Genomic DNA, 22510 nt, shown 5'->3' with positions numbered 1-22510 from the left:
TGCTGCCTTCTTCCTTCTCCCCTTGTGGGAGAAGGTGGCGTAGGCCGCCTCCGGCGGCCGTGCCTTAAGAGAACGCCGAAGCAAAGCTTCGACTATGGCGCCGGATGAGGGGTATCTCTCCTCATGCTCAGGCGTTTGAGAGTATCGTTCGCGGAGAGATACCACTCACCCGTCTCGCCGCTGCGCGGCGAGCCACCCTCTCCCACAGGGGGAGAGGGTAAGCGCAATCATCACAACTTCGTCGCCGCCCGCGACAACAGCTTCCACTCGTCGCCTTGCTTCTGCCAGTTCATCAGGATGTGAAGGTTGGTCGATACTTTTTTCCCATCGGCCGCCATCTCCTGCTCGCCCAGCCAGTGGAAACGCACGATCGCTGCGGGGCCGACGACCTTGATGGTGGGATCCTTGTATTCGATGGACAGAAATTTCGACTTGCCGTCGGTCGCGTTGGCGATGAACGTCGCCTTGTCCTCGACCTTGCCGCTCGAATGGCTGTAGCTCAGTTCCTCCGCGCAGAGCGCGCCGAGCGCCTTGGGATCGGCCGCGATCTGGGCGAGGCGGAAGGCCTCGACCCTCTTCGCCACCGCTTCCTCGTCTGCCGAAGCGGCGAGCGCGGGCGTCGCGAACGCAAGCGCGGACACGGCGAGCGTCGAGAGAGCCAGATCGCGTCGGTTGATCGTCATGGTTTCCTCCTTTTTGATCTTGCAATCAGTGTTGCAGTCGCACGCGACTTTGTCGAGTGTCACCTGCCTGATGTGGATGCGTCATTGCGCGATCGAGGCCGTATTGATACGCCTTCCGCATCGATGCGCCGCGCATTTGGGAAAGTACGGAAATGATCGAGACCAAACACGATGGAATGGGCCGGGCGCTGTTGTTCGACATCGACGGCACGCTCGCCGACACCGATCCGTTGCACTTGAAGGCTTTCAACCAGGTGCTCGGCCCGCACGGACACGTCTTCGATCACGCACGTTTCTCCCGCGAGCTGCAGGGCTTCGCCAATGTCGCCATCGGCGATCGCTTTCTGTCCCACGAGGCGCCGGAGCGGCGCGCCCTCATCCTCGACGAGAAGGAGGAGGTCTTCCGCACGCTGGTGGCCGGGCAGATCGCACCGCTGCCGGGCCTGATGGCGCTGCTCGACCGCGCCGATGGCGCCGGCATTCCCATGGTCGCGGTGACCAACGCGCCGCGTCTCAACGCCGAGCTGCTGCTCTCCGGCCTCGGCATCACGCATCGTTTCAAGGCGCTGGTGATCGGCGCCGAGCTGCCGCACGGCAAGCCGCATCCGCTCCCCTATCAGGAAGGGCTGCGTTTCGTCGGCGCGAGCCCGCAAGCCTCGATCGCATTCGAGGACTCCCGCACCGGCGTGCAGTCCGCAACGGCTGCTGGCATCCCGACTGTCGGCATCCGCACCAGCCTCAGCCATTCTGACCTGGTTGGAGCAGGCGCAGTCACGTCCGCGAGCGCGTTCGACGACCCGACGCTGCTCGCGCGTCTCGCGAGTGCCATGGCATGGTAAGACCTCGGTCGGTTAACCGTGATCGGCACCGCATTGACCGAGGGCGCAAACCGCCGCACCATGCGTTGTTCTGATGTGAGGCCTTTGCCGTGACCGGATTGACCCATCGCCAAGCCGAAATCCTCAACATCGCGCGCGCCTCCGGCCGTGTCATGGTCGAGGAGCTGGCGCGCCGCTTCGAGGTGTCCGCGCAGACCATCCGCAAGGATCTCAACGATCTCTGTGAGCGGAGATCGCTGACCCGCATCCATGGCGGCGCCATCATCGCCTCGGGCGTGGAAAACCTTGCCTATGAGGCGCGCCGTTTCGTCGCCGCCGACGAGAAGAAGGCGATTGGCGCTGCCGCCGCCTCGCTGATCCCGAACGGCTGCTCACTCTTCATCAACATCGGCACCACGACGGAGGAGGTGGCGAGCGCGCTGACCTCGCATGAGGATCTGCTCGTCATCACCAACAACCTCAACGTCGCCATGCTGCTCTACCGCCATCCGCGCATCGAGGTGGTGGTCGCCGGCGGCACGGTGCGGCGCGCCGATGGCGCCGTGGTCGGCTCGACCGCGACGCAGCTGATCGGCCAGTTCAAGGTCGACTATGCCATCATCGGCGCCTCGGCGATCGACGAGGAGGGGGCGCTGCTCGACTTCGACTATCGCGAGGTGCAGGTGGCGCAGGCCATCATCGCCAATGCCCGCAGCGTCATGCTGGTCGCCGATTCCACCAAGCTGCGCCGCAGCGCGCCGGTGCGCATCGCGCACATCACCCAGATCCAGACCTTCGTCACCGACCAGGAGCTGCCCGAGCGCCTCGCCACCATCTGTCACAGCAAGGGCATCGAGGTGGTCGAGGCGATGCCGAAGGGCGCGGAGGTCGACGATGCGTCGGCCGAGGTGCAGGATGCCGCACCGGAAGCCGCACCAGTGGTGCGGCTGAGATAGCGGCTAAGCGTCGTCCCAGGGGTTGAGCAGCGGAACGCCCATCGGTTTGAAATCCTCTACATTGCGCGTAACAACCGTCAAACCATGAACTAGCGCCGTTGCAGCAATGAGCGCGTCGCGTTCAGCGCGCGGGTTGGGAACGTGAAGTTGTGCGGAACGTTGCGCGACAGCAATATCGATGGCCAGGATCCGCCCCTCGAAGCGTGCCAGAATCTGGCTGTTGATCCAGCTGCGCAAGATGGCACCTTGCGCTGCGTCCTTGCGTTCGATCAGGCGTGCGCCAAGTTCGATCTCGAGAATCGAGATGACTGAGATGAAGAAGTTTGCTGCTGGAATTGCGCCTGCCCAGGCAACGACGTGCCGATCAGCCTTGTCCGGTCGCCTCAGCTCGGAAACGACATTGGTATCCAGCAGAAACATCAGTCGAGATCGGCGGGCTTAGAGATGCCGCCCTCAATGCGAGGCGGATCGAAGTCGAAGTCCGCATCCGCCTGCGCCAGAGCTTCCGCAAGGCTCATGTGCCCGCCGGTCAGGCGCAAGTAATCCTCGATGGTCAGCAGGACATGGGCTGGACGGCCGCGATCCGTAATGAAAACGGGTCCTCGCGATGCCGCTTTCTTGGCGCCGCTGGTGTCTTGATTGAATTCTCGGCTGCTGAGGGTGGTGACCATCTTCTGAGCCTCCAAGCCGTGGCATGTCGATTGGGGGAATTTATGTAGAAATGTTGCTACATGCAAGCTGGTTCGCCGATGCTGGCTGCCGTTCGATTGTGCGGCTTGCCGCAAGTCTGTCCGTCCACCTGCCGATCTCGCCGCCTCCTTGCCCACCAAAAAGTTCCTCTTTCGCTTCCTTTCGCCTCTCTTTCATCTTGCTTTCGTTTTTCGGTGTGATCTAATCAAAAACGAAAGTAGCCGCTCGATGGAACGGGCGGTCGCCGGGGGATGCGTCTATTGGAGCGTATTTTCGATCTCGCCATCATCGGAGGCGGTGTTAACGGCTGCGGCATCGCGCGTGACGCGGTGGGCCGCGGCAATACCGTTTTCCTGTGCGAAATGAACGATCTGGCGAGCGGGACATCGTCCTGGTCAACCAAGCTCGTGCATGGCGGCCTGCGCTATCTCGAATATTACGAATTTCGGCTGGTCCGCGAGGCGCTGATCGAGCGCGAGATCCTCTGGGGCATCGCGCCCCACATCATCCGGCCCCTTCGTTTCGTTCTGCCGCATCACGCCGGCCTGCGCCCGGCCTGGCTGCTGCGCCTCGGCCTCTTCCTCTATGATCACATCGGCGGCCGCCACCTGTTGCCGGCGACCCGCTCGGTCGATCTCAAGCGCGATGAGGTCGGCAAGCCGCTGATCCCGAACCGCTACAGCCGCGCCTTCGAATATTCGGACTGCTTCGTCGACGACGCCCGCCTCGTCGTGCTCAATGCGCGCGATGCAGCCGACAAGGGCGCCGAGATCCGCACCCGCACCCGCGCCACCGAGATTCGCCAGTCGGACGGCGTCTGGACCGTCAGCATGGTCGATACGCTGACCGGCGCGCGCTCGCAGATTCAGGCCAAGGCGCTGATCAATGCCGGCGGGCCCTGGGTCGAGGACGTGCTCGGCCGCGGCGCCGGCGTGAATGCGAAAGCCAAGGTGCGCCTGGTGCAGGGCTCGCACATCGTCGTGAAGAAGCTCTACGACCACGACCGCGCCTACATGTTCCAGAATGCCGATGGCCGCATCATCTTCGTGATCCCGTACCAGGATGACTTCACGCTGATCGGCACCACCGACCGCGACTATGACGGCGATCCTGCCAAGGTGAAGGCGACGACTGAAGAGATCGAGTATCTCTGCAAGGCGGCCAGCGAATATCTGGCCAAGCCCGTCGCGCCCGCCGACGTGGTCTGGACCTATTCCGGCGTGCGTCCGCTCTATGACGACGGCGCCAGCGAGGCCAAGGCCGCGACGCGCGACTACGTGTTCGAGCTCGACACGCCCGGCGGCGTGCCGCTGCTGTCGATCTATGGCGGCAAGATCACGACCTATCGCAGGCTCGCCGAAGAGGCCCTGGAGCGCCTTGCGCCTTACTTGCGCAGTGCGAAAGCGCGCGAGGGCTGGACCGGCAAATGGCCGCTGCCGGGCGGTGACATGAACGTATCCGACATCGACGGCCTGATCGCTGAGCTGCAGCGCGGCTATCCCTTCCTCTCCCATGAGCATGCGCGGCGCCTGGCGCGCGCCTATGGCACCCGTGCGATCAAGCTGCTCGGCGATGCAAAATCGGCTGCCGATCTCGGCCAGGCCTTTGGCGCCACGCTGACCGAACGCGAGGTCCGCTATCTCATGGCCAATGAATGGGCCGTCACCGCCGAGGACGTGGTCTGGCGCCGTTCCAAGCTCGGCCTGCGACTATCTGCCGACGAGATCGCGACCCTCGACGACTGGATCAGGAGCCATGCCGTGGCGCAAAGTCCCCTGCTGGAAGCGGGAGGACGCTCATGACCGTGACACTCGATCACGTGACCCGGACCGTGGAAGGCGTGCCGCACATCCGTGACGTCTCGCTGACGCTCGAAAGCGGTACGCTCAACGTGCTGCTCGGGCCGACGCTGTCAGGCAAGACCTCGATCATGCGGTTGCTCGCCGGCCTCGACAAGCCGACCACGGGCAAGGTGTTCGTCAACGGCAAGGACGTCACCGGCGCCGACGTGCGCCAGCGCTCGGTCGCGATGGTGTACCAGCAGTTCATCAACTACCCCTCGCTCACGGTCTACGAGAACATCGCCTCGCCCCTGCGCGTGCAGGGCAAGCCGCGCGACGAGATCGAGGCGCGCGTCGCCGAGGCCGCAAAGCTGCTGCGGCTCGAGCCGTTCCTGAAGCGCACGCCGCTCCAGCTCTCCGGCGGCCAGCAGCAGCGCACCGCGATCGCACGCGCGCTGGTCAAGGGCGCCGACCTCGTGCTGCTCGACGAGCCGCTCGCCAATCTCGACTACAAGCTGCGCGAGGAGCTGCGGGCGGAGCTGCCGCGCATCTTCGAGGCCTCCGGCGCGATCTTCGTCTATGCCACAACCGAGCCGACCGAGGCGCTGCTGCTCGGCGGCAACACGGTGTGCATGTGGGAGGGCCAGGCGCTGCAGATGGGTGAGACCACCAATGTCTATCGCCGGCCGCAGACCTTGCGCGTTGCGCAGGTGTTTTCGGATCCGCCGCTGAATCTTGTGGGCCTCGAGAAGGGGAACGGCATGGTCCAATATGCGGGCGGGAGTGCAGCGCCCGCCTCCGGGCTTTATGCCGGTCTGCCCGACGGCTTCTATCGCGTCGGCTTTCGTGCCCATCAGCTCGGGCTTGCCAATGGCGAGGCCGACCGTCACGCCTTCCACGCCACTGTCACGGTGACCGAGATCACGGGTTCGGAGAGCTTCGTGCATCTGACCCGCGACGGATCGAATTGGGTGGCGGTGCTGCACGGCGTGCACGAGTTCGAGCCGGGCCAGATGCTCGATGCCGTGCTCGATCCCAATGATGTCTTCGTCTTCGATGCCGCCGACCGTCTGGTCGCGGCACCGGGCTCTTAGGAGGGAGATGCGCCATGGCCCGCATTGACCTCGTCGATCTCGCCCATTCCTACGGCGGCAACGATGCGCCGCAGGAGAGCTTTGCGCTCAAGCCTGTCACCATGACCTGGCGGCAGGGCGGCGCCTATGCGCTGCTCGGCCCGTCCGGCTGCGGCAAGACCACGCTTCTGAACGTCATCTCCGGCATCATCACGCCGTCGCGAGGGAAGATCCTGTTCGACGGCAAGGACATCACGCCGCTGTCAACCCAGAAGCGCAACATCGCGCAGGTGTTCCAGTTTCCGGTGATCTACGACACCATGACGGTGGGGCAGAACCTGGCGTTTCCGCTGAAGAACCGCGGCGTGCCGAAGGCCGACATTGACAGGCGCGTCGCCGAGATCGGTCGCCTGCTCGATCTCGAGCCCTATCTGAACCGCAAGGCCACGCGCCTGACCGCCGACGCCAAGCAGAAGATCTCGCTCGGCCGCGGCCTCGTGCGCAACGACGTTGCCGCCGTGCTGTTCGACGAGCCGCTGACCGTGATCGACCCCGAGCTGAAATGGCAGCTCCGCTCCAAGCTGAAGGCGCTGCATCGCGAGCTCGACCTCACGATGATCTACGTCACCCATGACCAGACCGAGGCGCTGACCTTCGCCGACACCGTGGTCGTCATGCATGACGGCCGCGTGGTGCAGAGCGGCACGCCGGCCGAGCTGTTCGACAAGCCGGCGCATACTTTCGTCGGCTATTTCATCGGTTCGCCCGGCATGAACATCCTGCCAGCCGAGGTGAGGGGGCGTGAGGCCAGGATCGACGGCCACGTCATCGCGCTGAATCGCAGCTACGACAACCTGCCTGCAGGGGCGAAGATCGAGATCGGCGTCCGTCCCGAATTCGTCGAGGTGGTCGCGCCCGCACCTAGCCTGCTCACTGCCAGGATCGAGCGCATCGACGATCTCGGCCGCATCCGCTTCGCTCGCGTGCGCGTCGGCGACGCCAAGCTCGCGGCGCGCGCGCCTGGCGGCTTCACCAGCGCGGACGGCACCGCCGGGCTGAAATTCGATCCGTCGCACGTCCACGTCTATGCCGACAGCCTTCTGGTGGAGGGGGCCGCCTGATGGACAAGACCGTCAACCAAAAAGCCTGGTTCCTGGTGCTGCCGGTGTTCCTGGTCGTCGCCTTCTCGGCGGTGCTGCCGCTGATGACGGTGGTGAACTATTCGATGCAGGACACCTTCGGCAACAACCAGTTCTTCTGGAACGGCGTCGGCTGGTTCAAGGAGCTGCTCGATCCCTCCACCGACCTCGGCGGCCGCTTCCTCGCCTCGCTCGGCCGCAACCTGTTCTTCTCGCTCGTCATCCTCGCCATCGAGGTGCCGCTCGGCATCGTCGTCGCGTTGTCGATGCCGCGCGAGGGCTGGACGGTCGCAGCCTGCCTCGTCATTCTCGCGCTGCCGCTGCTGATCCCCTGGAACGTGGTCGGTACCATCTGGCAGATCTTCGGGCGTGCCGACATCGGGCTGCTCGGCTACGTCCTCAACGCCATGGGCTTCGACTACAACTACGTCTCCAACGACGTCGATGCCTGGTTCACGGTCATCGTGATGGACGTCTGGCACTGGACCAGCCTCGTCGCGCTGCTGTGCTATGCCGGCCTGAAGTCGATTCCCGAAGCCTATTACCAGGCCGCGCAGATCGACGGCGCCTCGCGCTGGGCCGTGTTCAAGGCGATCCAGCTGCCGAAGATGAACGGCGTGCTGTTGATCGCGGTGCTGCTGCGCTTCATGGACAGCTTCATGATCTACACCGAGCCGTTCGTCGTCACCGGCGGCGGACCCGGCAATTCCACCACCTTCGTGTCGATCGAGCTGGTCAAGATCGCGCTCGGCCAATTTGACCTCGGCAAGGCCGCCGCCCTGTCGCTGGTCTACAATCTCATCATCCTGATTGTCTGCTGGATCTTCTACACCGTCATGACCAATGCCGGTGTCGAACGCAAAGTCCAGGCTTCGAGCGAGCCGGCGGTGGAGCCCAAGCCTTCGCCCGCGCTCAAGCCAGTGCCCGCACTCGAGCCAAGGGAAGGAGTGGCCTGATGCATTCGATCCCCGGCCGCCGCCTCATCATGGGGCTGTTCCTGATCTTCCTGCTGCTGCCGATCTACTGGCTCGTCAACATGAGCTTCAAGACCAACAGCGAGATCGTCTCGACGATGACGCTTTGGCCGCACAATCCGACGCTGCAGCACTACAAGCGCATCTTCACCGACGAGAGCTGGTATTCGGGCTACATCAATTCGCTGGAGTACGTCGTCCTCAACACCATCATCTCGATCGCCGTGGCGCTGCCGGCGGCTTACGCCTTCTCGCGCTACCGTTTCCTCGGCGACAAGCATCTGTTCTTCTGGCTGTTGTCGAACCGCATGGCGCCGGCGGCGGTCTATGCACTGCCGTTCTTCAACCTCTATTCGGCGATCGGCCTGTTCGACACCCCCTGGGCCGTCGCGCTCGCGCATTGCATCTTCAACGTGCCGCTGGCGGTGTGGATCCTCGAAGGCTTCGTCTCCGGCGTGCCGCGCGAGATCGACGAGACCGCCTTCCTCGACGGCTATTCCTTCCCGCGCTTCTTCATCAAGATCCTAGTGCCGCTGATCGCGAGCGGCATCGGCGTCGCCGCCTTCTTCTGCTTCATGTTCTCCTGGGTCGAGCTGCTGCTGGCGCGCACGCTGACCTCGGTGCACGCAAAGCCCATTGCCGCGATCATGACGCGCACGGTCTCGGCCGCCGGCATGGACTGGGGCCTGCTCGCCGCCGCCGGCGTGCTCACCATCATTCCGGGCGCGCTGGTGATCTGGTTCGTCCGCAACTACATCGCGCGCGGCTTCGCGCTCGGCCGCGTGTAAGGAGGCAACCATGGAGTCAATCGCATGGATGGCCTGGACGCTGCCGACCGCGATCTTCTTCGCCGCGCTCGCCTGCACGCTGGCGCTGATGACCTGGCTCGCCGCGGTCTATCCGGAGGCCGAGCGCGTCGGCGTGCTGCGCATTCCGACCACGCGCGGCGACCGCCTGTTCATCTCGCTGATCGCGGCCGCCGTCATCCACCTCGCCTGGATCGGCCTCGTCGGCACCGACGCGATCGCTACGCTGCCTATCGGCGAGGAGGGGTTTGAAATCTCGAGCCTGTGGCTCGCATCAGGAATTTCGCTGGTCACGGCCGCGCTCATTTTCCGCACGGTCTGAAGCTTGCGAAGGGACGGCCAGATCCGGGAGCAACCCGGGCCTGTATAAAAGTTTGTCGCTGCAACGGAGGAACAACATGCGACAGTTTAGGAGAAGGAAAGGTCCATTGACCAAGAATAGTTTTCTGACCATGTCCAGCGCCGCTGCGATCATCGCGGTGTCGTTCGCCGTCTCGGCGCCGGTTCGCGCCGCCGACGAGGCCGTGATCCAAAAGTGGATCGCGGAATTCACGCCTTCGACGCTGTCGAAGGAAGACCAGAAGAAGGAGCTGGAGTGGTTCGCCAAGGCCGCCGAGCCGTTCAAGGGCATGGAGATCAACGTCGTCTCCGAGACGATCACGACTCATGAATACGAGGCGCAGACGCTCGCCAAGGCATTCTCCGAACTGACCGGCATCAAGCTCAAGCACGATCTCATCCAGGAAGGCGACGTCGTCGAGAAGCTGCAGACCCAGATGCAGTCGGGCAAGAACGTCTATGACGGCTGGATCAACGATTCCGATTTGATCGGCACGCATTTCCGCTACAACCAGACCATTGCGCTCTCCGACTACATGACCGGCGAGGGCAAGGACGTCACCAACCCCATGCTCGACGTCAACGACTTCATCGGCAAGTCGTTCGGCACCGGGCCGGACGGCAAGCTCTATCAGCTGCCCGACCAGCAGTTCGCGAACCTCTACTGGTTCCGCTACGACTGGTTCACCAATGCCGACTACAAGGCCAAGTTCAAGGCCAAGTATGGCTACGAGCTCGGCGTGCCCGTGAACTGGTCGGCCTATGAGGACATCGCCGAGTTCTTCACCAACGACATCAAGGAGATCAACGGCGTCAAGGTCTACGGCCATATGGACTATGGCAAGAAGGACCCCTCGCTCGGATGGCGCTTCACCGACGCCTGGCTGTCGATGGCAGGCAACGGTGACAAGGGCATTCCGAACGGTCTGCCGGTCGACGAATGGGGCATCCGCATGGAGGGCTGCCGCCCGGTCGGTTCTTCGGTGGAGCGTGGCGGCGACACCAATGGCCCGGCCGCAGTCTACTCGATCACGAAGTATCTCGACTGGATGAAGAAGTACGCCCCGCCGCAGGCGCAGGGCATGACCTTCTCCGAGTCCGGCCCCGTGCCGTCGCAGGGTAACATCGCCCAGCAGATGTTCTGGTACACCGCCTTCACTGCCGACATGGTGAAGCCGGGTCTGCCGGTGGTGAATGCGGATGGTACGCCGAAGTGGCGTATGGCTCCGTCGCCGCACGGCTCCTACTGGAAGGAAGGCATGAAGCTCGGCTACCAGGACGCTGGCTCCGCCACGTTGCTGAAATCGACTCCGCCGGATCGCCGCAAGGCAGCCTGGCTCTATCTCCAGTTCATCGTCTCCAAGTCGGTGAGCTTGAAGAAGAGCCATGTCGGTCTCACCTTCATCCGTGAATCCGACATCTGGGACAAGTCGTTCACCGAGCGTGCGCCGAAGCTCGGCGGCCTGATCGAGTTCTACCGCTCGCCCGCGCGCGTGCAGTGGACCCCGACCGGCAACAACGTGCCCGACTATCCGAAGCTCGCGCAGCTGTGGTGGCAGAACATCGGCGATGCGTCGTCCGGTGCGAAGACGCCGCAGCAGGCGATGGATGCTCTCGCGGCGGCTCAGGACTCCGTGCTGGAGCGTCTGGAGAAGTCCGGCGTGCAGGGCGCCTGCGGTCCGAAGCTGCACAAGAAGGAGTCGGCCGAGTACTGGTTCGCCAAGGCTCAGAAGGACGGCACCATCGCGCCGCAGCGCAAGCTCGCCAACGAGAAGCCGAAGGGCGAGACGGTGGACTACGACACGCTGATCAAGTCGTGGCCCGCCACGCCGCCCAAGCGCGCGGAAGTGAAGTAAGCGGCGCTTAGAGCGACATCAAACGCGAAAGGCCGGGAGCGATCCCGGCCTTTTTGTTTTGTCGTTGTGGTGCGAGGGTTTTTCACACCCTCGGTGTCATTGCCCGCGAAGGCGGGCAATCCAGTATTCCAGAGACGGTCGTGGTTGAACCGAGAAGCCGCGGCCTACTGGATGCCCCGCCTTCGCGGGGCATGACAGCGTCCTGTGTGGAGAAGAACCTACTCCGCCGGCTCGGCCGCGAGCGTCGGGTAATCCGTGTAACCCTTGGCGCCGCCGCCGTAGAAGGTGTTCTTGTCCCAATCGTTCAGCGCCGCCCCCTGCTTCAGCCGCTCGACGAGGTCGGGGTTGGAGATGAACGGCTTGCCGAAGGCTATGAGGTCGGCGGCGTTCGCGTCCAGCACCTTGCTGGCGAGGTCGAAATCGTAGCCGTTGTTGGCGACGTAGGCGCCCGAGAAGCGCTTGCGCAACGATGCATAGTCGAACGGCGCGATGTCGCGCGGCCCGCCGGTGGCGCCCTCGACCACGTGGAGATAGACCAGCTTCAACGCGCTGAGGCCGTCGACGATGTGATCGTACAGCGCCTGCGGATTGGAATCCGAGATGTCGTTGGCCGGCGTCACCGGCGAGATGCGGATGCCGGTGCGCTCGGCGCCGGCCTCGGCGACGACGGCCTTGGAGACCTCCAGCATCAGCTTCGCGCGGTTCTCGATCGAGCCGCCATAGGCATCTAGGCGCTTGTTGGCGCCGTCCTTGGCGAACTGCTCGAGCAGATAGCCGTTGGCGCCGTGGATCTCGACGCCGTCGAAGCCGGCTTCCAGCGCGTTCTTCGTGGCGCGCTTGAAGTCGTCGATGATCCCTGGAATTTCAGCGAGCTCGAGCGCGCGCGGCTCGGAGACGTCGGCGAAGCCGCCATTGACGAAGGTCTTGCCCTTGGCGCGGATCGCGCTCGGTGCCACCGGGGCTGCGCCATTCGCCTGCAGATCGACGTGCGAGATGCGGCCGACATGCCAGAGCTGGACGAAGATCTTGCCGCCGCGTTCATGCACCTTGTCGGTGACCTTGCGCCAGCCGGCGACCTGCTCCTTGCTATAGATGCCAGGCGTGTCCTGGTAGCCCTGACCTTGTTGCGAGACCTGGCTTGCCTCGGTGATCAGCAGGCCTGCGGACGCGCGCTGGGCGTAATATTCGGCGGCGAGCGGACCGGGCACGAAGGTGCCGGATACGGCGCGGTTGCGCGTCAGCGGCGCCATGACGAGGCGGTTGGCCAGCGTGAGCGGGCCGAGCTTGTAGGTCTCAAACAATTTGGCCGAACGGCTCATGGGAATGCTTCCGGGCGGTGAGAGGTCTCGAACAATTGTGCATCGCGACATCGGGCGCAAGGGATGAGCCATACGGAAAGTGCAGGCGAGCTACGCGGCAGGGCGCGCGTAGCATAATTCATGTGCAATGTCGGCTGCGACAGCGAAATCCCACTGTCGCGGCCGTGCGATTTCACAAATCAGTTCGCGCCGAGGAAATCGCGCTTGCCGATCTCGACGCCGTTGTGACGCAAGATGCCGTGGGCGATCGCGGCGTGGAAATAGAGGTTCGGCAGCGAGAACGAGCTCAGGAATTGCTGTCCCGTCATGGTGATGGTCTTGCCGGGGCCGATCGGAAAGGTGACGTCCTTGGCGTCGGCGCCCTCAAACTGCTCGGGCTTGAAGGATTTGACGTAGTCGATCGTTTTCGCCAGCCGCTGCTTCAACTCCGCAAAGCTCGTTTCGGTGTCGGGCGTCGAGGGGACCTCGCTATGCGTCAGCCGCGCGCAGCCTCTGGTCGGATAGTCGCTGACCAGCTGGATCTGCCGCGACAGCGGCAGCATGTCCGGGAACAGGCGCGAGCCGAGCAGGACGCTGGGATCGATCTTCCTGGCCGCGCAATGCGCCTCAGCTTTGGTGAGCAGCCCGGTCACACTGTTCAGCATCTGCAAATAGGCGGGGACGACGGCGTCGTAGAAGGACATGTGATGCTCGCTTCAAATGGTGGGGAAATCTCAGGAGAAAACCTGAGCCACTCACATGGGAGCCTCATGGAAAATTGCAATCGCCGAAAGCCGCTTGTGCGATGCGAAAACTCTACCGCACCGTCGTCTGGGGCAGGACCTGCGCCGTGCCGCCGCGCATGCGCGCAAGCAGCTCGGCGGTCGGCCAGGAATCCGCCGGCAGGCCGTACTTGATCTGCGTCGCCTTCACCGCGGCGCGGCTCTGCTGCCCCAGCACACCGTCGACCTTGCCGACGTTGAAGCCGGCGCGCACCAAGAGCTGCTGCAATTCCTTGAGCTCGTTCAACGGCAATTGCGCGACCGGCGCAGCCGGCTTGCGCATCGGCGCGGCTCCGGCGATGCGCGAGGCGAGATAGCCCGCGGTGGTCGCGTAGATCAGCGAGTTGTTCCACTCGGTGTAGGCGGCGAAATTCGGATAGGCCATGAAGGCCGGCCCGAAGCGTCCCATCGGCAGCAGCACGGAGGCTGCGAGATTGTCGTTCGGCAAGGGCCGGCCGTCGGGATAGGTGACGCCGAGTTGCGCCCATGTCGAGCGCGGCTCGCGCACGGTGAGATCGGTCTTCTCCCACGGCAGGTTCGGCGGCACCTTGATCTCCTCCAGCCACGGCTCGCCGCGCCGCCATTTCAGTCCGTTTGCGATGTAGTTCGCGGTCGAGCCGATCACGTCGGCCGGCGAGCGCAACAGGTCGCGCCGTCCGTCGCCGTCAAAGTCGACCGCGTAGTTGAAGTAGTGCACGGGCAGGAATTGGGTTTGGCCGAGTTCGCCGGCCCAGGAGCCGATCATCTCGTCGGGATGCAGATCGCCGCGGTCGATGATCTTTAGCGCCGCGATGGTCTCGTTCACGAACATCTCCGAACGGCGGCAATCATAGGCCAGCGACACCAGCGATTTCAGCGTCGGCAAATTGCCCATGTTGGCGCCGAAATCGCTCTCGAGGCCCCAGAACGCGGCGATCACCGCGGGCGGCACGCCGTATTCCTTTTCCGCGCGCGCAAACGCCGCGGCGTATTGCTTGATGTGCTGCTGCCCGTTCTGCATGCGATAGGCCGCGGCCATGCGGCCGGCGAATTCGGTGAAGAGCTGGCCGAACACGCGCTGGCCGCGGTCGCGGTTGACGATGCCCTGGTCGTAGACAAGATAGGGCGATGCCTCCGCGATCGTGCGCTGCGACACGCCGGCGGCCACCGCCTGTTGCTTCACCTCAGTCAGGAAGCGATCGAAGCTCGCGCCATTGTGGCACGAGGCGGCGCGCGGCGAGGGGGCTGTCGCTTTCGGCGCTGCGGGCTTGGCCGGCGGCGGAAGCATTTGGGCGGATGCCGTGGCCGTGCATGCGACAAGCGCGACGGCCGCGATCGGAAATCGGGTCTGGACCATGGGGGTTCCGGCGGGGAGGAGCAGGCGTGGATTCGACCGGAGTTTAGGGGAAGCGGCCGCCCCAGGCCATCCCCACCCTGCACCTGATCTGGAGGACGATAGGTCGCCCGCCTTGGTGCGCGGGGCATGTATCCAGAAATCAAGCGCTTGGCTCGGTGGGATCAATCCAGCGAAATCGGGGTTGACCTGTCGAAACCGTTACGGAAAGGCTCGTGCTATGGCCGAGTTGCCTCCGGCGTCGACGCAACGAACACCGGCGGTGCCAGCCGCATCCTCGCCCATGCTCACGGCCGGCGGCATCGTCCTCGCCATCGGAGCCCTCTATCTCGGCCGGGAAATCTTCGTTCCTTTTGCCCTTGCGATCCTGCTGAGCTTCGTTCTCACGCCCTTGGTCAATTGGCTGAGACGTTGGAAAGTGCCCCGCATTGCGGCAGTGCTGATTGCCGTTTTCTTTGCCTTCATCGTCGTCGTAGGGATCGCCGTGGTCGTTGGGCGCCAACTGGTCCAGCTCGCCAGCAACCTTCCCAATTATCAGACCACCATCACCGAGAAGATCCGATCGTTGCAAAGCTCGGCGCCGGGCGGTGGGGTCGTCGACGCCGTCACCACGACGATGCAGGATCTCGGCAGAGAGATCTCGGGAGATGAGAAAAAGTCGCCGGCCGCGTCCTCCCGGCTTGGCACCGGTGGTGAGAGTCGGGAGCCAATCACCGTGCGGGTGGAGCCGCCACAGCCGAGACCGCTGGAGCTCATTCGTTCCGTCATAGGTCCGCTGCTGGCGCCGCTTGCGACTTCCGGGCTGGTCGTCATTTTCGTGATCTTCGTGCTGCTCGAGCGCGAAGACCTGCGCGATCGATTCATCAAACTGGCAGGAGCCGGTGACCTTCAGAAGAGTACTCAGGCCATCAACGATGCTGCGTCCCGGGTCAGCCGCTATCTGCTGATGCAGCTCGTTGTCAATCTGACTTACGGCGTGCCGATCGGTCTTGCACTCTACTTTATTGGCGTACCGAACGCGATTCTCTGGGGCTTGCTCGCAGCGGTACTCCGATTCATTCCCTACCTCGGCCCTTTCCTGGCTGCGATATTTCCCGTTGCCCTGGCGATCGCCGTCGATCCGGGCTGGACGATGCTGTTCTGGGTCGTCGGTTTGTTCGTTACCGCTGAACTCGTCAGCAACAATGTCATAGAGCCTTGGCTTTACGGCTCCAGCACCGGGCTGTCGTCCCTCGCAATCATCATCGCCGCGATCTTCTGGACGATGCTGTGGGGACCCGTCGGGCTGTTTCTGGCGACACCTTTGACCGTCTGCCTCGTCGTCATCGGGCGCTACGTCCCGCAGTTAGAGTTCTTGGGCATACTTCTCGGCAGCGACCCTGTGCTCGCGCCGGAGGAGCAACTCTACCAGCGCCTATTGGCCGGCAACCTGGAGGAGGCGGTTGAGTTCGCCGAGAATTATGTCGACGAGTGTTCCTCGTGTGAGCTGTACGATAACGTCGGAATTCCAGCGCTGCGCCTGGCGGAGAACGATCGTCAGCGCAGCAGCATTGATACCAACTATCGTCGTCTGGTCGCGGATACCGCTATCTCGGTTGTGCGGGAGGTTGACGACCATATCTGCGAGAAGGCGCCTGCAGTGAAAGAGGGCAATCACTCGGCGCAGCGACCATGCGTCCTCTGTCTCGCTGGACGCACGGAGCTCGATCATGCAGCGGCGGAGATGCTCGCGCAGGTGCTCGAGGAGCGCACCATCGGCGCCAAGGTCTTGCCGCCGATCGCGGTCAGTCGGGGAGCATTGGAGCAACTCGATCTCCAGGGGGTCGACGTGGTGTGCCTGTCCTACTTTCACCCGCAGCCGCAGGTCTACGCCCGCTATGTCTTTCGTCGCCTGCGCCGTCGGGCTCCACAGGTGAAGCTTGCCGCCTGCTGCTGGAATTTGATCGCCGGAACGGAACAGACGGGAGAGCTCAAGACCCAGATGGCGGCCGACGCGGCATTCGCCTCTCTCCAAGCATGCGTCGAGCAGGTTGAAGCATGGGTCGGTCGCGCGGCAGCTCTCGGCGATACGCCCCAGCTCACGGCCGACGCCGAACGTGCGCAGCTCGCCGCGCTGCGCGGACTTGGCCTGGACGCCTCGAAACGCCAGGACCTGGATGAGGCGTCCAGAAAGGTCGCGCAAGCGTTCAACGTTCCGATCGCGCTGGTGACATTGGTCGATAATATTCAGCTAACCGCCGCTGAAACCCGCGCCCAAGAAGTTCAAGCAGGTCTGCCGAGCAATCACGAGGGCTCCCTCGACGCGCATGTGATCGCTGCAGGCGATATGCTGGTTTCGGAGGATGTGACCGAAGACCCGCGCTTCGCCGACGATCCGCATGTGCTGGAGCGAGGCATTCGCTTCTACGCGGGGGTCCCGCTACGGACTTCATCCGGTCATGTTGTAGGCTGTCTTTGTGTAATTGATACTCAGCCGCGGGAGTTCACCGACCGGGATCGTGACCGCCTGCAGGAGATGGCGAAGCAATTGATGATCGATATCCAGAGCGCTCGAGCGGCCACAGGCGTCGAGTCGGATAGCTCGAGAGAGGTGCATCCCGCCCCCTAGCGGAGAGGAAGCCGACCTTGCCGCTAACAGTGCGCGGCGCTAGCCGAACAGCCGCATCAGCAGCGCCTTACCGACCGGGAGCGCCCTGACGCCCCGATAGGCTCGAACATATTCGCCGGCATAGAACGCCCTGATTGCATGCACGCGCGTGTCCATGCCTTCCGCGAACCGCACGGCAAATCCATCAATGGTCCGCCGCACCACGATGGCCGCGATCGAGCGGCCGTAGATCTGGCACTCGATGGTGCTCCCAAGCGCCGGCGGATCGAGATCGATTAGCCGCGCACCGGTGATGGAGATATCGGCGAGCCGCGCCAGATGCGACCTGCCGTCCTGGCGCAGCAGCACCGGCTCGTTGCGATTGAAGCGCTCCGCCTTGCGCTTGCGCGGCTGCTCGATGCAGACGAAGCAGACCACGGTGAGGATGAACGCGTTGTAGAAGCTCCAGGCGAGCGCCAGTCCGCCATAGGCGATGTTCTCGCCGCGCTGCTGCAGGATGAAGGCATAGGCGATGGATGCGAGCGTGATGAAAAGTGCGCAGCCGTAGATGCGCAGCAGCGGCCATTCGACGAAGCGTCGGTCGCGGTCGCCGCCTTTCGCGGTGACCTTGAACTTGTGTCCCTTCGGCTTCAACAGGCCGGTCGCCACCGCCTTGAGCACGGCAGGCGCGGCAATCAGTTGCGACACATCCGTCATCATTGCGAGCGAGCGGCCGCGCGAAAGCCAGGCCATGCTGAGGCCGTTCCAGACATAGAAGGGCAGAAAGACCCGTAACAGCTCGCTCAGATCGGCCCGCACCGCCTGGATGCCGAACAGCAGGAACAGCCAGGGCACTACAAGGCCCGCCACTTTCGAGGTGTAGACCGCGGACCAGCTCATGAAGGCGTCGGCCAGCGAGAGGCGGTCGATGAAGGGCAGCTTCGAGTCCCGCGAGAGCGGCCCGCTGCGGCCGCGCACGATCTGCATCAAGCCGAGGCACCAGCGGGCGCGCTGGGTGATGTATTCCTTCAGCCCTTCCGGCGCGAGCCCGATCGTCAGGCGCTCGTTGAGATAGATGGTATTGAGTCCGCGTTCCTTGAGGCGCAGCGTGACGAGATAGTCCTCCGTCACCGAATCGGTCGGAAAGCCGCCGATCCGCATCAGTCCGGAATAGCGGATGAGGGAGGAGGTGCCACAGCAGAACGCGACGCCCCAGGCGTCCTTGGCCGGCAGCAGGATGTCGAAGAAGAAGCGTTGCTCGTCGGGCCAGACGTCGGTCGCGGCGAGGTTGGTCTGGATCGGGTCGGGATTGATGAAGTGCTGCGGGGTCTGGACTACGCCGACCGACGCATCGTCCATGAGCGAGACGGTGCGCGCAAGGAAATCGGGCCGCGGCACGAAGTCCGCATCGAGAATGGCGACGAACTGCGGCCGCTCCGGCAGCGCCCCGACATGCCTCAGTGCGTGGTTGATGTTGCCTGCTTTGGCGTGCTGGTTGTCGGGCCGCGTCAGATAGTGGCAGCCGAGCTCGGCGGACAGCCGCCGCAGCCAGGGCCGCCTTCCGTCGTCGAGCACCCAGACGCGGTAATTGCCGTAGCCCATGCCCGTCGCGCCGATGATCGTGCGCTCGAGAATTCCTCGTTCCTCGTTGTAGGTGCAGATGAAGACGTCTATCAGCGGCGCGCCCGGATCGGTGGTGCGGCCGTCGACCTTCGCTGCGCCGGTGCGGTCGCGCGTCCGGCTCAGGAACAGCAGCGACAACGCGACCGCGACGAGCGAGGCCGCCTCCAGCAGCATGAAGGGGTAGCCGATCACGGCATCGACGGTCAGGCGCGGCGGCGGAAGCGTCGACATGATCCGCCAATAGAGATAGCGCAGCAGCAAGGTCACCGAGACAATGGCCAGGAACGAGCGCGCCATCGTGCTGTCGCGCCTCAGCAGCGGTACGATCGCCATGAAGGCGCCGAGCGCGATCAGGCCGGGCGTCAGCGCCGCCGTCACGGTGCGGTCTCGTGCCGCGCAAACACCACGCGGCCGGTGCGGCCGACCGTGCAGGCGCGAGCTGCGGCATCGCGCGAGGCCACGGTCACACGATAGGGCTCCTTGCTCAGCGCATCCGGATTGATGGCGAGATTGGCCGGCGCGCCGGCAGCGCCGGTCAGGTTGACCACGGTGCCGGAGATCGGCTCGCCGCCGTCATTGGGCTCGAACGTCGCGTGGTCGCCGAGCTGCAGGCGGTTGTAGACGCTCTCGGTGACATTGGCGGTGATCACGGCGCCGCTGCAATCGAGCACTTTGAGCAATGGCTGGCCTGCCTGCACGTCCTCGCCCGGCGATGTCATCATCTCCCAGACGCGGCCTGCGACGGGTGTCGTAATGTTGGCTTCGGTGAGATCCGCGAACCGGACCTCCTCCACGATGATCTCGTTGGCGAGCCAGGCGATCTCCGTATCGGTGCGCGCGAGATCGGCCTCGAGGTCGCCGGCACGCTGGCGCATCTCCTCCTCGCGCTGAACCGAGCTCGGCCGGTCGTTGTAGCTGTCGCCGAGGAAGGATCCGTTCCGCGCCGCGGCGAGCTCGACCTTGGCCGCGTCCAGCCGCTTGCGCGCACCGAGCTCGGTCTGTTGCGACACCGAGAGCTCGCGCGTCAGACGTGCCAGTTCGACGGTCGAGACATTGCCCGATTTTGCCAGCGAGGAGGCGCGCTCGACGGCGGCACTGGCCTCGTCCCGCCGCGCCGCCGCCGCCTCGATCGAGGTCTGGATCTCCGCGATGCGGGCCTCGAGCTGGAGCACGCGTCCGTCGCGAAACAGCGCGGCCTGCCGCGCCAGATCCTTTTGTGCCGCCTGCGCCGAAGCGAGCTTCGCCGCAAGGCTCGGCCGTTCGTTCTCCAGGCGCGATTTCTGCCGCCGGAGATCGTCAAGCCGGGTGCGATCGCCGCGCGAGTTGAAGACGCGCAGGACGACGGTCCCGGCTTCGAGCTTGGCCTGGTCAGTGACGCGCTGGGCGGCTGCGACGCGGCCACCGATCGGGGTGCGCAAGGTGACGAGGCGGGAATTTAGCACGGCTTCGACGCTCGAATTTTCCCAGATCGCCCGCAGCGGCAGCCAGCCGAAAACGGCGACGATGGCGAGCCCGATCGCGACCTTGGCGCCGCGCCGCAGATACGGCCAGCGGCGCCCCGATTCTTGCCCGCGCTGCGTCGTGGAAGCATGGTCGGACTCGTCATTGGTGAAGAGGTGCTCGTGCAGGGAGTCCTGCAAACCCTTCGCATCAGTTCTGGCGTCGTGAGAAGAGGGGGCGGATGAGGGGGCGACGGAGGCGGCGCTCGAGCGGTCTACCATGGCGGTCACCTTGCTGACGGGAGGCCAACGGGAACCCGGTCAATGCACAAGGCCAATGCCGCGTGCCCGTTACCGCGAGTTATGCGGAAATTGCGCTTTCCAGGTTGCTAAGCCTCCGCGTGTGTTTTTGCGCAAATCCCGGTCAAGCTTTAGTGGCGGCGGAAAGGCTGGCTGGCGCCGCTGGCGTCTGCGGCTCCACGACGCACGAACCTTGCAGCCGGCGGCCGCATTCATACTTCGAAGGTGCCGGCCAGAGGTTCGCCCGCGGCCGCCCTAGGAGACGGCCATGAACTATTTTCGTACCGCAATGCTGCTCGCTGGCCTGACCGCCCTGTTCATGGGCGTCGGCTATCTGATCGGAGGCGCCTCGGGCGCCATGATCGCGCTCGTCATTGCCGCCGCAACCAACCTCTTCACCTACTGGAACTCCGACCGCATGGTGCTGTCGATGTACGGCGCCCATGAGGTCGATCGTTCGACCGCGCCGGAGCTGGTCGGCCTCGTCGCCGAGCTTGCGGGCCGTGCCGGCCTGCCGATGCCGCGCGTGTTCGTGATGGATGAGGTCCAGCCCAACGCGTTCGCCACCGGCCGCAATCCGGAAAACGCCGCGGTCGCCGTCACCACCGGTCTGATGAACCAGCTCAGCCGCGAGGAGCTCGCCGGCGTGATTGCGCACGAGCTCGCGCATATCAAGCATCACGACACGCTGCTGATGACGATCACCGCGACCATTGCCGGTGCGATCTCGATGCTGGCGCAGTTCGGCATGTTCTTCGGTGGCAATCGCGACAACAACAACGGTCCGGGCATCGTCGGCTCGATCCTGTTGATGATCCTCGCTCCGCTCGGTGCCATGCTGGTGCAGATGGCGATCAGCCGGACCCGCGAATATGCCGCCGACAATCTCGGTGCGCGCATCGTGGGGCAGCCGATGTGGCTGGCCTCTGCGCTGGTGAAGATCGAGGGCGCCGCGCACCAGGTCCCAAACTACGAGGCCGAGCGAAACCCTGCGACCGCGCACATGTTCATCATCAATCCGCTGTCTGGCCACGGGGTGGACAACCTGTTTGCCACCCACCCCTCGACGCAGAACCGCGTCGCCGCCCTCCAGCAACTGGCAGCCGAGCTAGGCGCGCGCGCGGCGCCGTCGGTCGGCGCCAACGAAAACTATCCACCGCGCGGGCCGTGGGGCCGCTCCTCCTCACGTCGTAGTCCCTGGGGCTGACGGAGCCGGCAAGGATTGCGTCTGGCTTTGTGATCTGGCGCACACAGGGGGGTCCCCGACCGGTGTTAACTCCTCGGCGTGACCATTCCTTCGAAAGGGGATGCGTGGCCGGCGCGCTGCCGGCCACCGTCGAAGATGACCAGAATTGCCGTACCATTGCTGATCGTCCTTTGCGTGCTCGTCGGCTTGTCCACGCACATGGTCGTCAATTGCGGCGACGAGGATGATCCCGACATCTGCTCGGCCGTGATCGGCTTCTCGCCGCTGCGCGGCTCGCTGATCGCCTTCGCCTATGCGGGACGTGGACGGATCGCGCTGCGTCACGGCGACTTCAAGCGGGCGATCGCCGATTTCGATGAGGCCATCCACCTCAATCCCAACCGCGCTTCGCTTTATCGCTACCGGGCGCTGGCGCGCCGGCAGAACGGCGACCTCGAGCTTGCCATTGCGGATTACGACGAGGCGATCGCGCACGATCCCAAGCGCGCCGCACCTTATCACCAGCGTGGTCTCGCGCTCGCCGCAATGGGCGATCTCGACCGCGCCATCCTGAGCTACAGCACGGCGGTCCGCCTCGACCCCTCCGATGCGCAGGCCCGTCTCGACCGCGGCCTTGCGTTCCTCGCCCGCGGCCAGACGGACGACGCCCGCGCCGATTTCGAGGCCGCGCTGGCGCTGCCCGCCGGCAAGGACGGTCACGCGCGAGAGGCCGCGCGCGCCAAGCTCGCGGAACTCGACAGCGCCGAGCCGACACTGGTGGCCGCGCCGCGAAGATGAGCATCTGGCGCGGCGGCACCCTCTCACGTCTTTAGGACAGGTGGCTTGC

Annotated in this window: 20 protein-coding genes; 12 read left to right on the top strand and 8 right to left on the bottom strand. The window is 64.4% G+C overall.

Annotated features, from left to right (window positions below; all coding sequences use genetic code 11):
* Positions 1-230 precede the first annotated feature (230 nt).
* Positions 231-683, bottom strand: coding sequence for a nuclear transport factor 2 family protein (locus ABIA45_RS20725; RefSeq protein ID WP_157286420.1), 453 nt, complete (start codon positions 681-683; stop codon positions 231-233).
* 152 nt (positions 684-835) lie between these two features.
* Here ABIA45_RS20725 and ABIA45_RS20720 point away from each other — a divergent pair, with 152 nt between their 5' ends.
* Both ABIA45_RS20720 and ABIA45_RS20715 read left to right on the top strand, forming a co-directional pair.
* Positions 836-1522, top strand: coding sequence for an HAD family phosphatase (locus tag ABIA45_RS20720; RefSeq protein ID WP_157286419.1), 687 nt, complete (start codon positions 836-838; stop codon positions 1520-1522).
* 89 nt (positions 1523-1611) lie between these two features.
* Positions 1612-2457 carry a DeoR/GlpR family DNA-binding transcription regulator gene (locus ABIA45_RS20715; RefSeq protein ID WP_036013860.1) on the top strand — a complete coding sequence of 282 codons (846 nt, stop codon included), beginning with the start codon at positions 1612-1614 and terminating at the stop codon, positions 2455-2457.
* A gap of 3 nt (positions 2458-2460) precedes the next feature.
* Here the strand turns inward: ABIA45_RS20715 and ABIA45_RS20710 are convergent, their stop codons facing one another.
* Both ABIA45_RS20710 and ABIA45_RS20705 read right to left on the bottom strand, forming a co-directional pair.
* Positions 2461-2877, bottom strand: a complete 417-nt coding sequence (locus ABIA45_RS20710) for a type II toxin-antitoxin system VapC family toxin (RefSeq protein ID WP_404653422.1) — start codon at positions 2875-2877, stop codon at positions 2461-2463.
* Positions 2877-3128 carry a type II toxin-antitoxin system Phd/YefM family antitoxin gene (locus ABIA45_RS20705; protein WP_275497524.1) on the bottom strand — a complete coding sequence of 84 codons (252 nt, stop codon included), beginning with the start codon at positions 3126-3128 and terminating at the stop codon, positions 2877-2879. Before ABIA45_RS20705 ends, ABIA45_RS20710 begins: the two co-directional genes overlap by 1 nt.
* A 270-nt stretch (positions 3129-3398) precedes the next feature.
* On the opposite strand from ABIA45_RS20705, the gene glpD reads away from it, so the two are divergent.
* The 7 genes from glpD to ABIA45_RS20670 all read left to right on the top strand — a co-directional run bounded on the left by glpD (position 3399) and on the right by ABIA45_RS20670 (position 11115).
* Positions 3399-4949, top strand: a complete 1551-nt coding sequence (gene glpD, locus ABIA45_RS20700; protein WP_157286416.1) for a glycerol-3-phosphate dehydrogenase — start codon at positions 3399-3401, stop codon at positions 4947-4949.
* Positions 4946-6022, top strand: a complete 1077-nt coding sequence (locus tag ABIA45_RS20695; protein ID WP_057026248.1) for an ABC transporter ATP-binding protein — start codon at positions 4946-4948, stop codon at positions 6020-6022. Before glpD ends, ABIA45_RS20695 begins: the two co-directional genes overlap by 4 nt.
* A gap of 14 nt (positions 6023-6036) precedes the next feature.
* Positions 6037-7122 (top strand): ABC transporter ATP-binding protein, encoded by a 1086-nt coding sequence (locus tag ABIA45_RS20690; RefSeq protein WP_275497525.1) that lies wholly within the window; start codon positions 6037-6039, stop codon positions 7120-7122.
* Entirely contained in the window at positions 7122-8096 is a 975-nt protein-coding gene (locus tag ABIA45_RS20685) for a carbohydrate ABC transporter permease (RefSeq protein ID WP_404653418.1), read from the top strand. The genes ABIA45_RS20690 and ABIA45_RS20685 overlap by 1 nt, the downstream gene beginning before the upstream one ends.
* Complete coding sequence (locus ABIA45_RS20680; protein WP_157286413.1) at positions 8096-8902, top strand: carbohydrate ABC transporter permease; 807 nt, start codon at positions 8096-8098, stop codon at positions 8900-8902. Before ABIA45_RS20685 ends, ABIA45_RS20680 begins: the two co-directional genes overlap by 1 nt.
* Before the next feature lie 10 nt (positions 8903-8912).
* Entirely contained in the window at positions 8913-9242 is a 330-nt protein-coding gene (locus ABIA45_RS20675) for a DUF2160 domain-containing protein (RefSeq protein ID WP_157286412.1), read from the top strand.
* Positions 9243-9372: 130 nt separating this feature from the next.
* The gene (locus tag ABIA45_RS20670) at positions 9373-11115 is read left to right on the top strand and encodes an ABC transporter substrate-binding protein (RefSeq protein ID WP_198399939.1); all 1743 of its coding nucleotides are present in this window, start codon (positions 9373-9375) and stop codon (positions 11113-11115) included.
* Between the two features lie 218 nt (positions 11116-11333).
* Here ABIA45_RS20670 and ABIA45_RS20665 read toward each other — a convergent pair whose 3' ends face one another.
* The 3 genes from ABIA45_RS20665 to ABIA45_RS20655 all read right to left on the bottom strand — a co-directional run bounded on the left by ABIA45_RS20665 (position 11334) and on the right by ABIA45_RS20655 (position 14531).
* Positions 11334-12434 carry an alkene reductase gene (locus ABIA45_RS20665; RefSeq protein WP_404543431.1) on the bottom strand — a complete coding sequence of 367 codons (1101 nt, stop codon included), beginning with the start codon at positions 12432-12434 and terminating at the stop codon, positions 11334-11336.
* Between the two features lie 179 nt (positions 12435-12613).
* On the bottom strand, positions 12614-13117 hold the full coding sequence (locus ABIA45_RS20660; protein WP_036013837.1) for a DUF1993 family protein: 504 nt from the start codon (positions 13115-13117) through the stop codon (positions 12614-12616).
* A gap of 112 nt (positions 13118-13229) precedes the next feature.
* Positions 13230-14531 (bottom strand): lytic murein transglycosylase, encoded by a 1302-nt coding sequence (locus ABIA45_RS20655; RefSeq protein WP_404653415.1) that lies wholly within the window; start codon positions 14529-14531, stop codon positions 13230-13232.
* Positions 14532-14811: 280 nt separating this feature from the next.
* Between ABIA45_RS20655 and ABIA45_RS20650 the strand changes: the two genes are divergently transcribed.
* Positions 14812-17136 carry an AI-2E family transporter gene (locus ABIA45_RS20650; protein WP_404653413.1) on the top strand — a complete coding sequence of 775 codons (2325 nt, stop codon included), beginning with the start codon at positions 14812-14814 and terminating at the stop codon, positions 17134-17136.
* 39 nt (positions 17137-17175) lie between these two features.
* Here the strand turns inward: ABIA45_RS20650 and ABIA45_RS20645 are convergent, their stop codons facing one another.
* Both ABIA45_RS20645 and ABIA45_RS20640 read right to left on the bottom strand, forming a co-directional pair.
* The gene (locus ABIA45_RS20645) at positions 17176-19116 is read right to left on the bottom strand and encodes a glycosyltransferase (RefSeq protein WP_404653411.1); all 1941 of its coding nucleotides are present in this window, start codon (positions 19114-19116) and stop codon (positions 17176-17178) included.
* The gene (locus tag ABIA45_RS20640; protein ID WP_271538379.1) at positions 19113-20459 is read right to left on the bottom strand and encodes an HlyD family secretion protein; all 1347 of its coding nucleotides are present in this window, start codon (positions 20457-20459) and stop codon (positions 19113-19115) included. Before ABIA45_RS20640 ends, ABIA45_RS20645 begins: the two co-directional genes overlap by 4 nt.
* Before the next feature lie 286 nt (positions 20460-20745).
* Between ABIA45_RS20640 and htpX the strand changes: the two genes are divergently transcribed.
* Together htpX and ABIA45_RS20630 are read left to right on the top strand one after the other, a co-directional pair.
* The gene (gene htpX / locus ABIA45_RS20635) at positions 20746-21684 is read left to right on the top strand and encodes a zinc metalloprotease HtpX (RefSeq protein ID WP_157286406.1); all 939 of its coding nucleotides are present in this window, start codon (positions 20746-20748) and stop codon (positions 21682-21684) included.
* 135 nt (positions 21685-21819) lie between these two features.
* Positions 21820-22461, top strand: coding sequence for a tetratricopeptide repeat protein (locus ABIA45_RS20630; protein ID WP_157286405.1), 642 nt, complete (start codon positions 21820-21822; stop codon positions 22459-22461).
* Positions 22462-22510: the final 49 nt, after the last annotated feature.

Source organism: Bradyrhizobium sp. USDA 336 (assembly GCF_044908355.1).
GTDB classification, from domain to species: Bacteria; Pseudomonadota; Alphaproteobacteria; order Rhizobiales; family Xanthobacteraceae; genus Bradyrhizobium; species Bradyrhizobium yuanmingense.
Note: the sequence above shows the minus strand (reverse complement) of the source record. Positions and strands in the feature narration are given on the sequence as shown.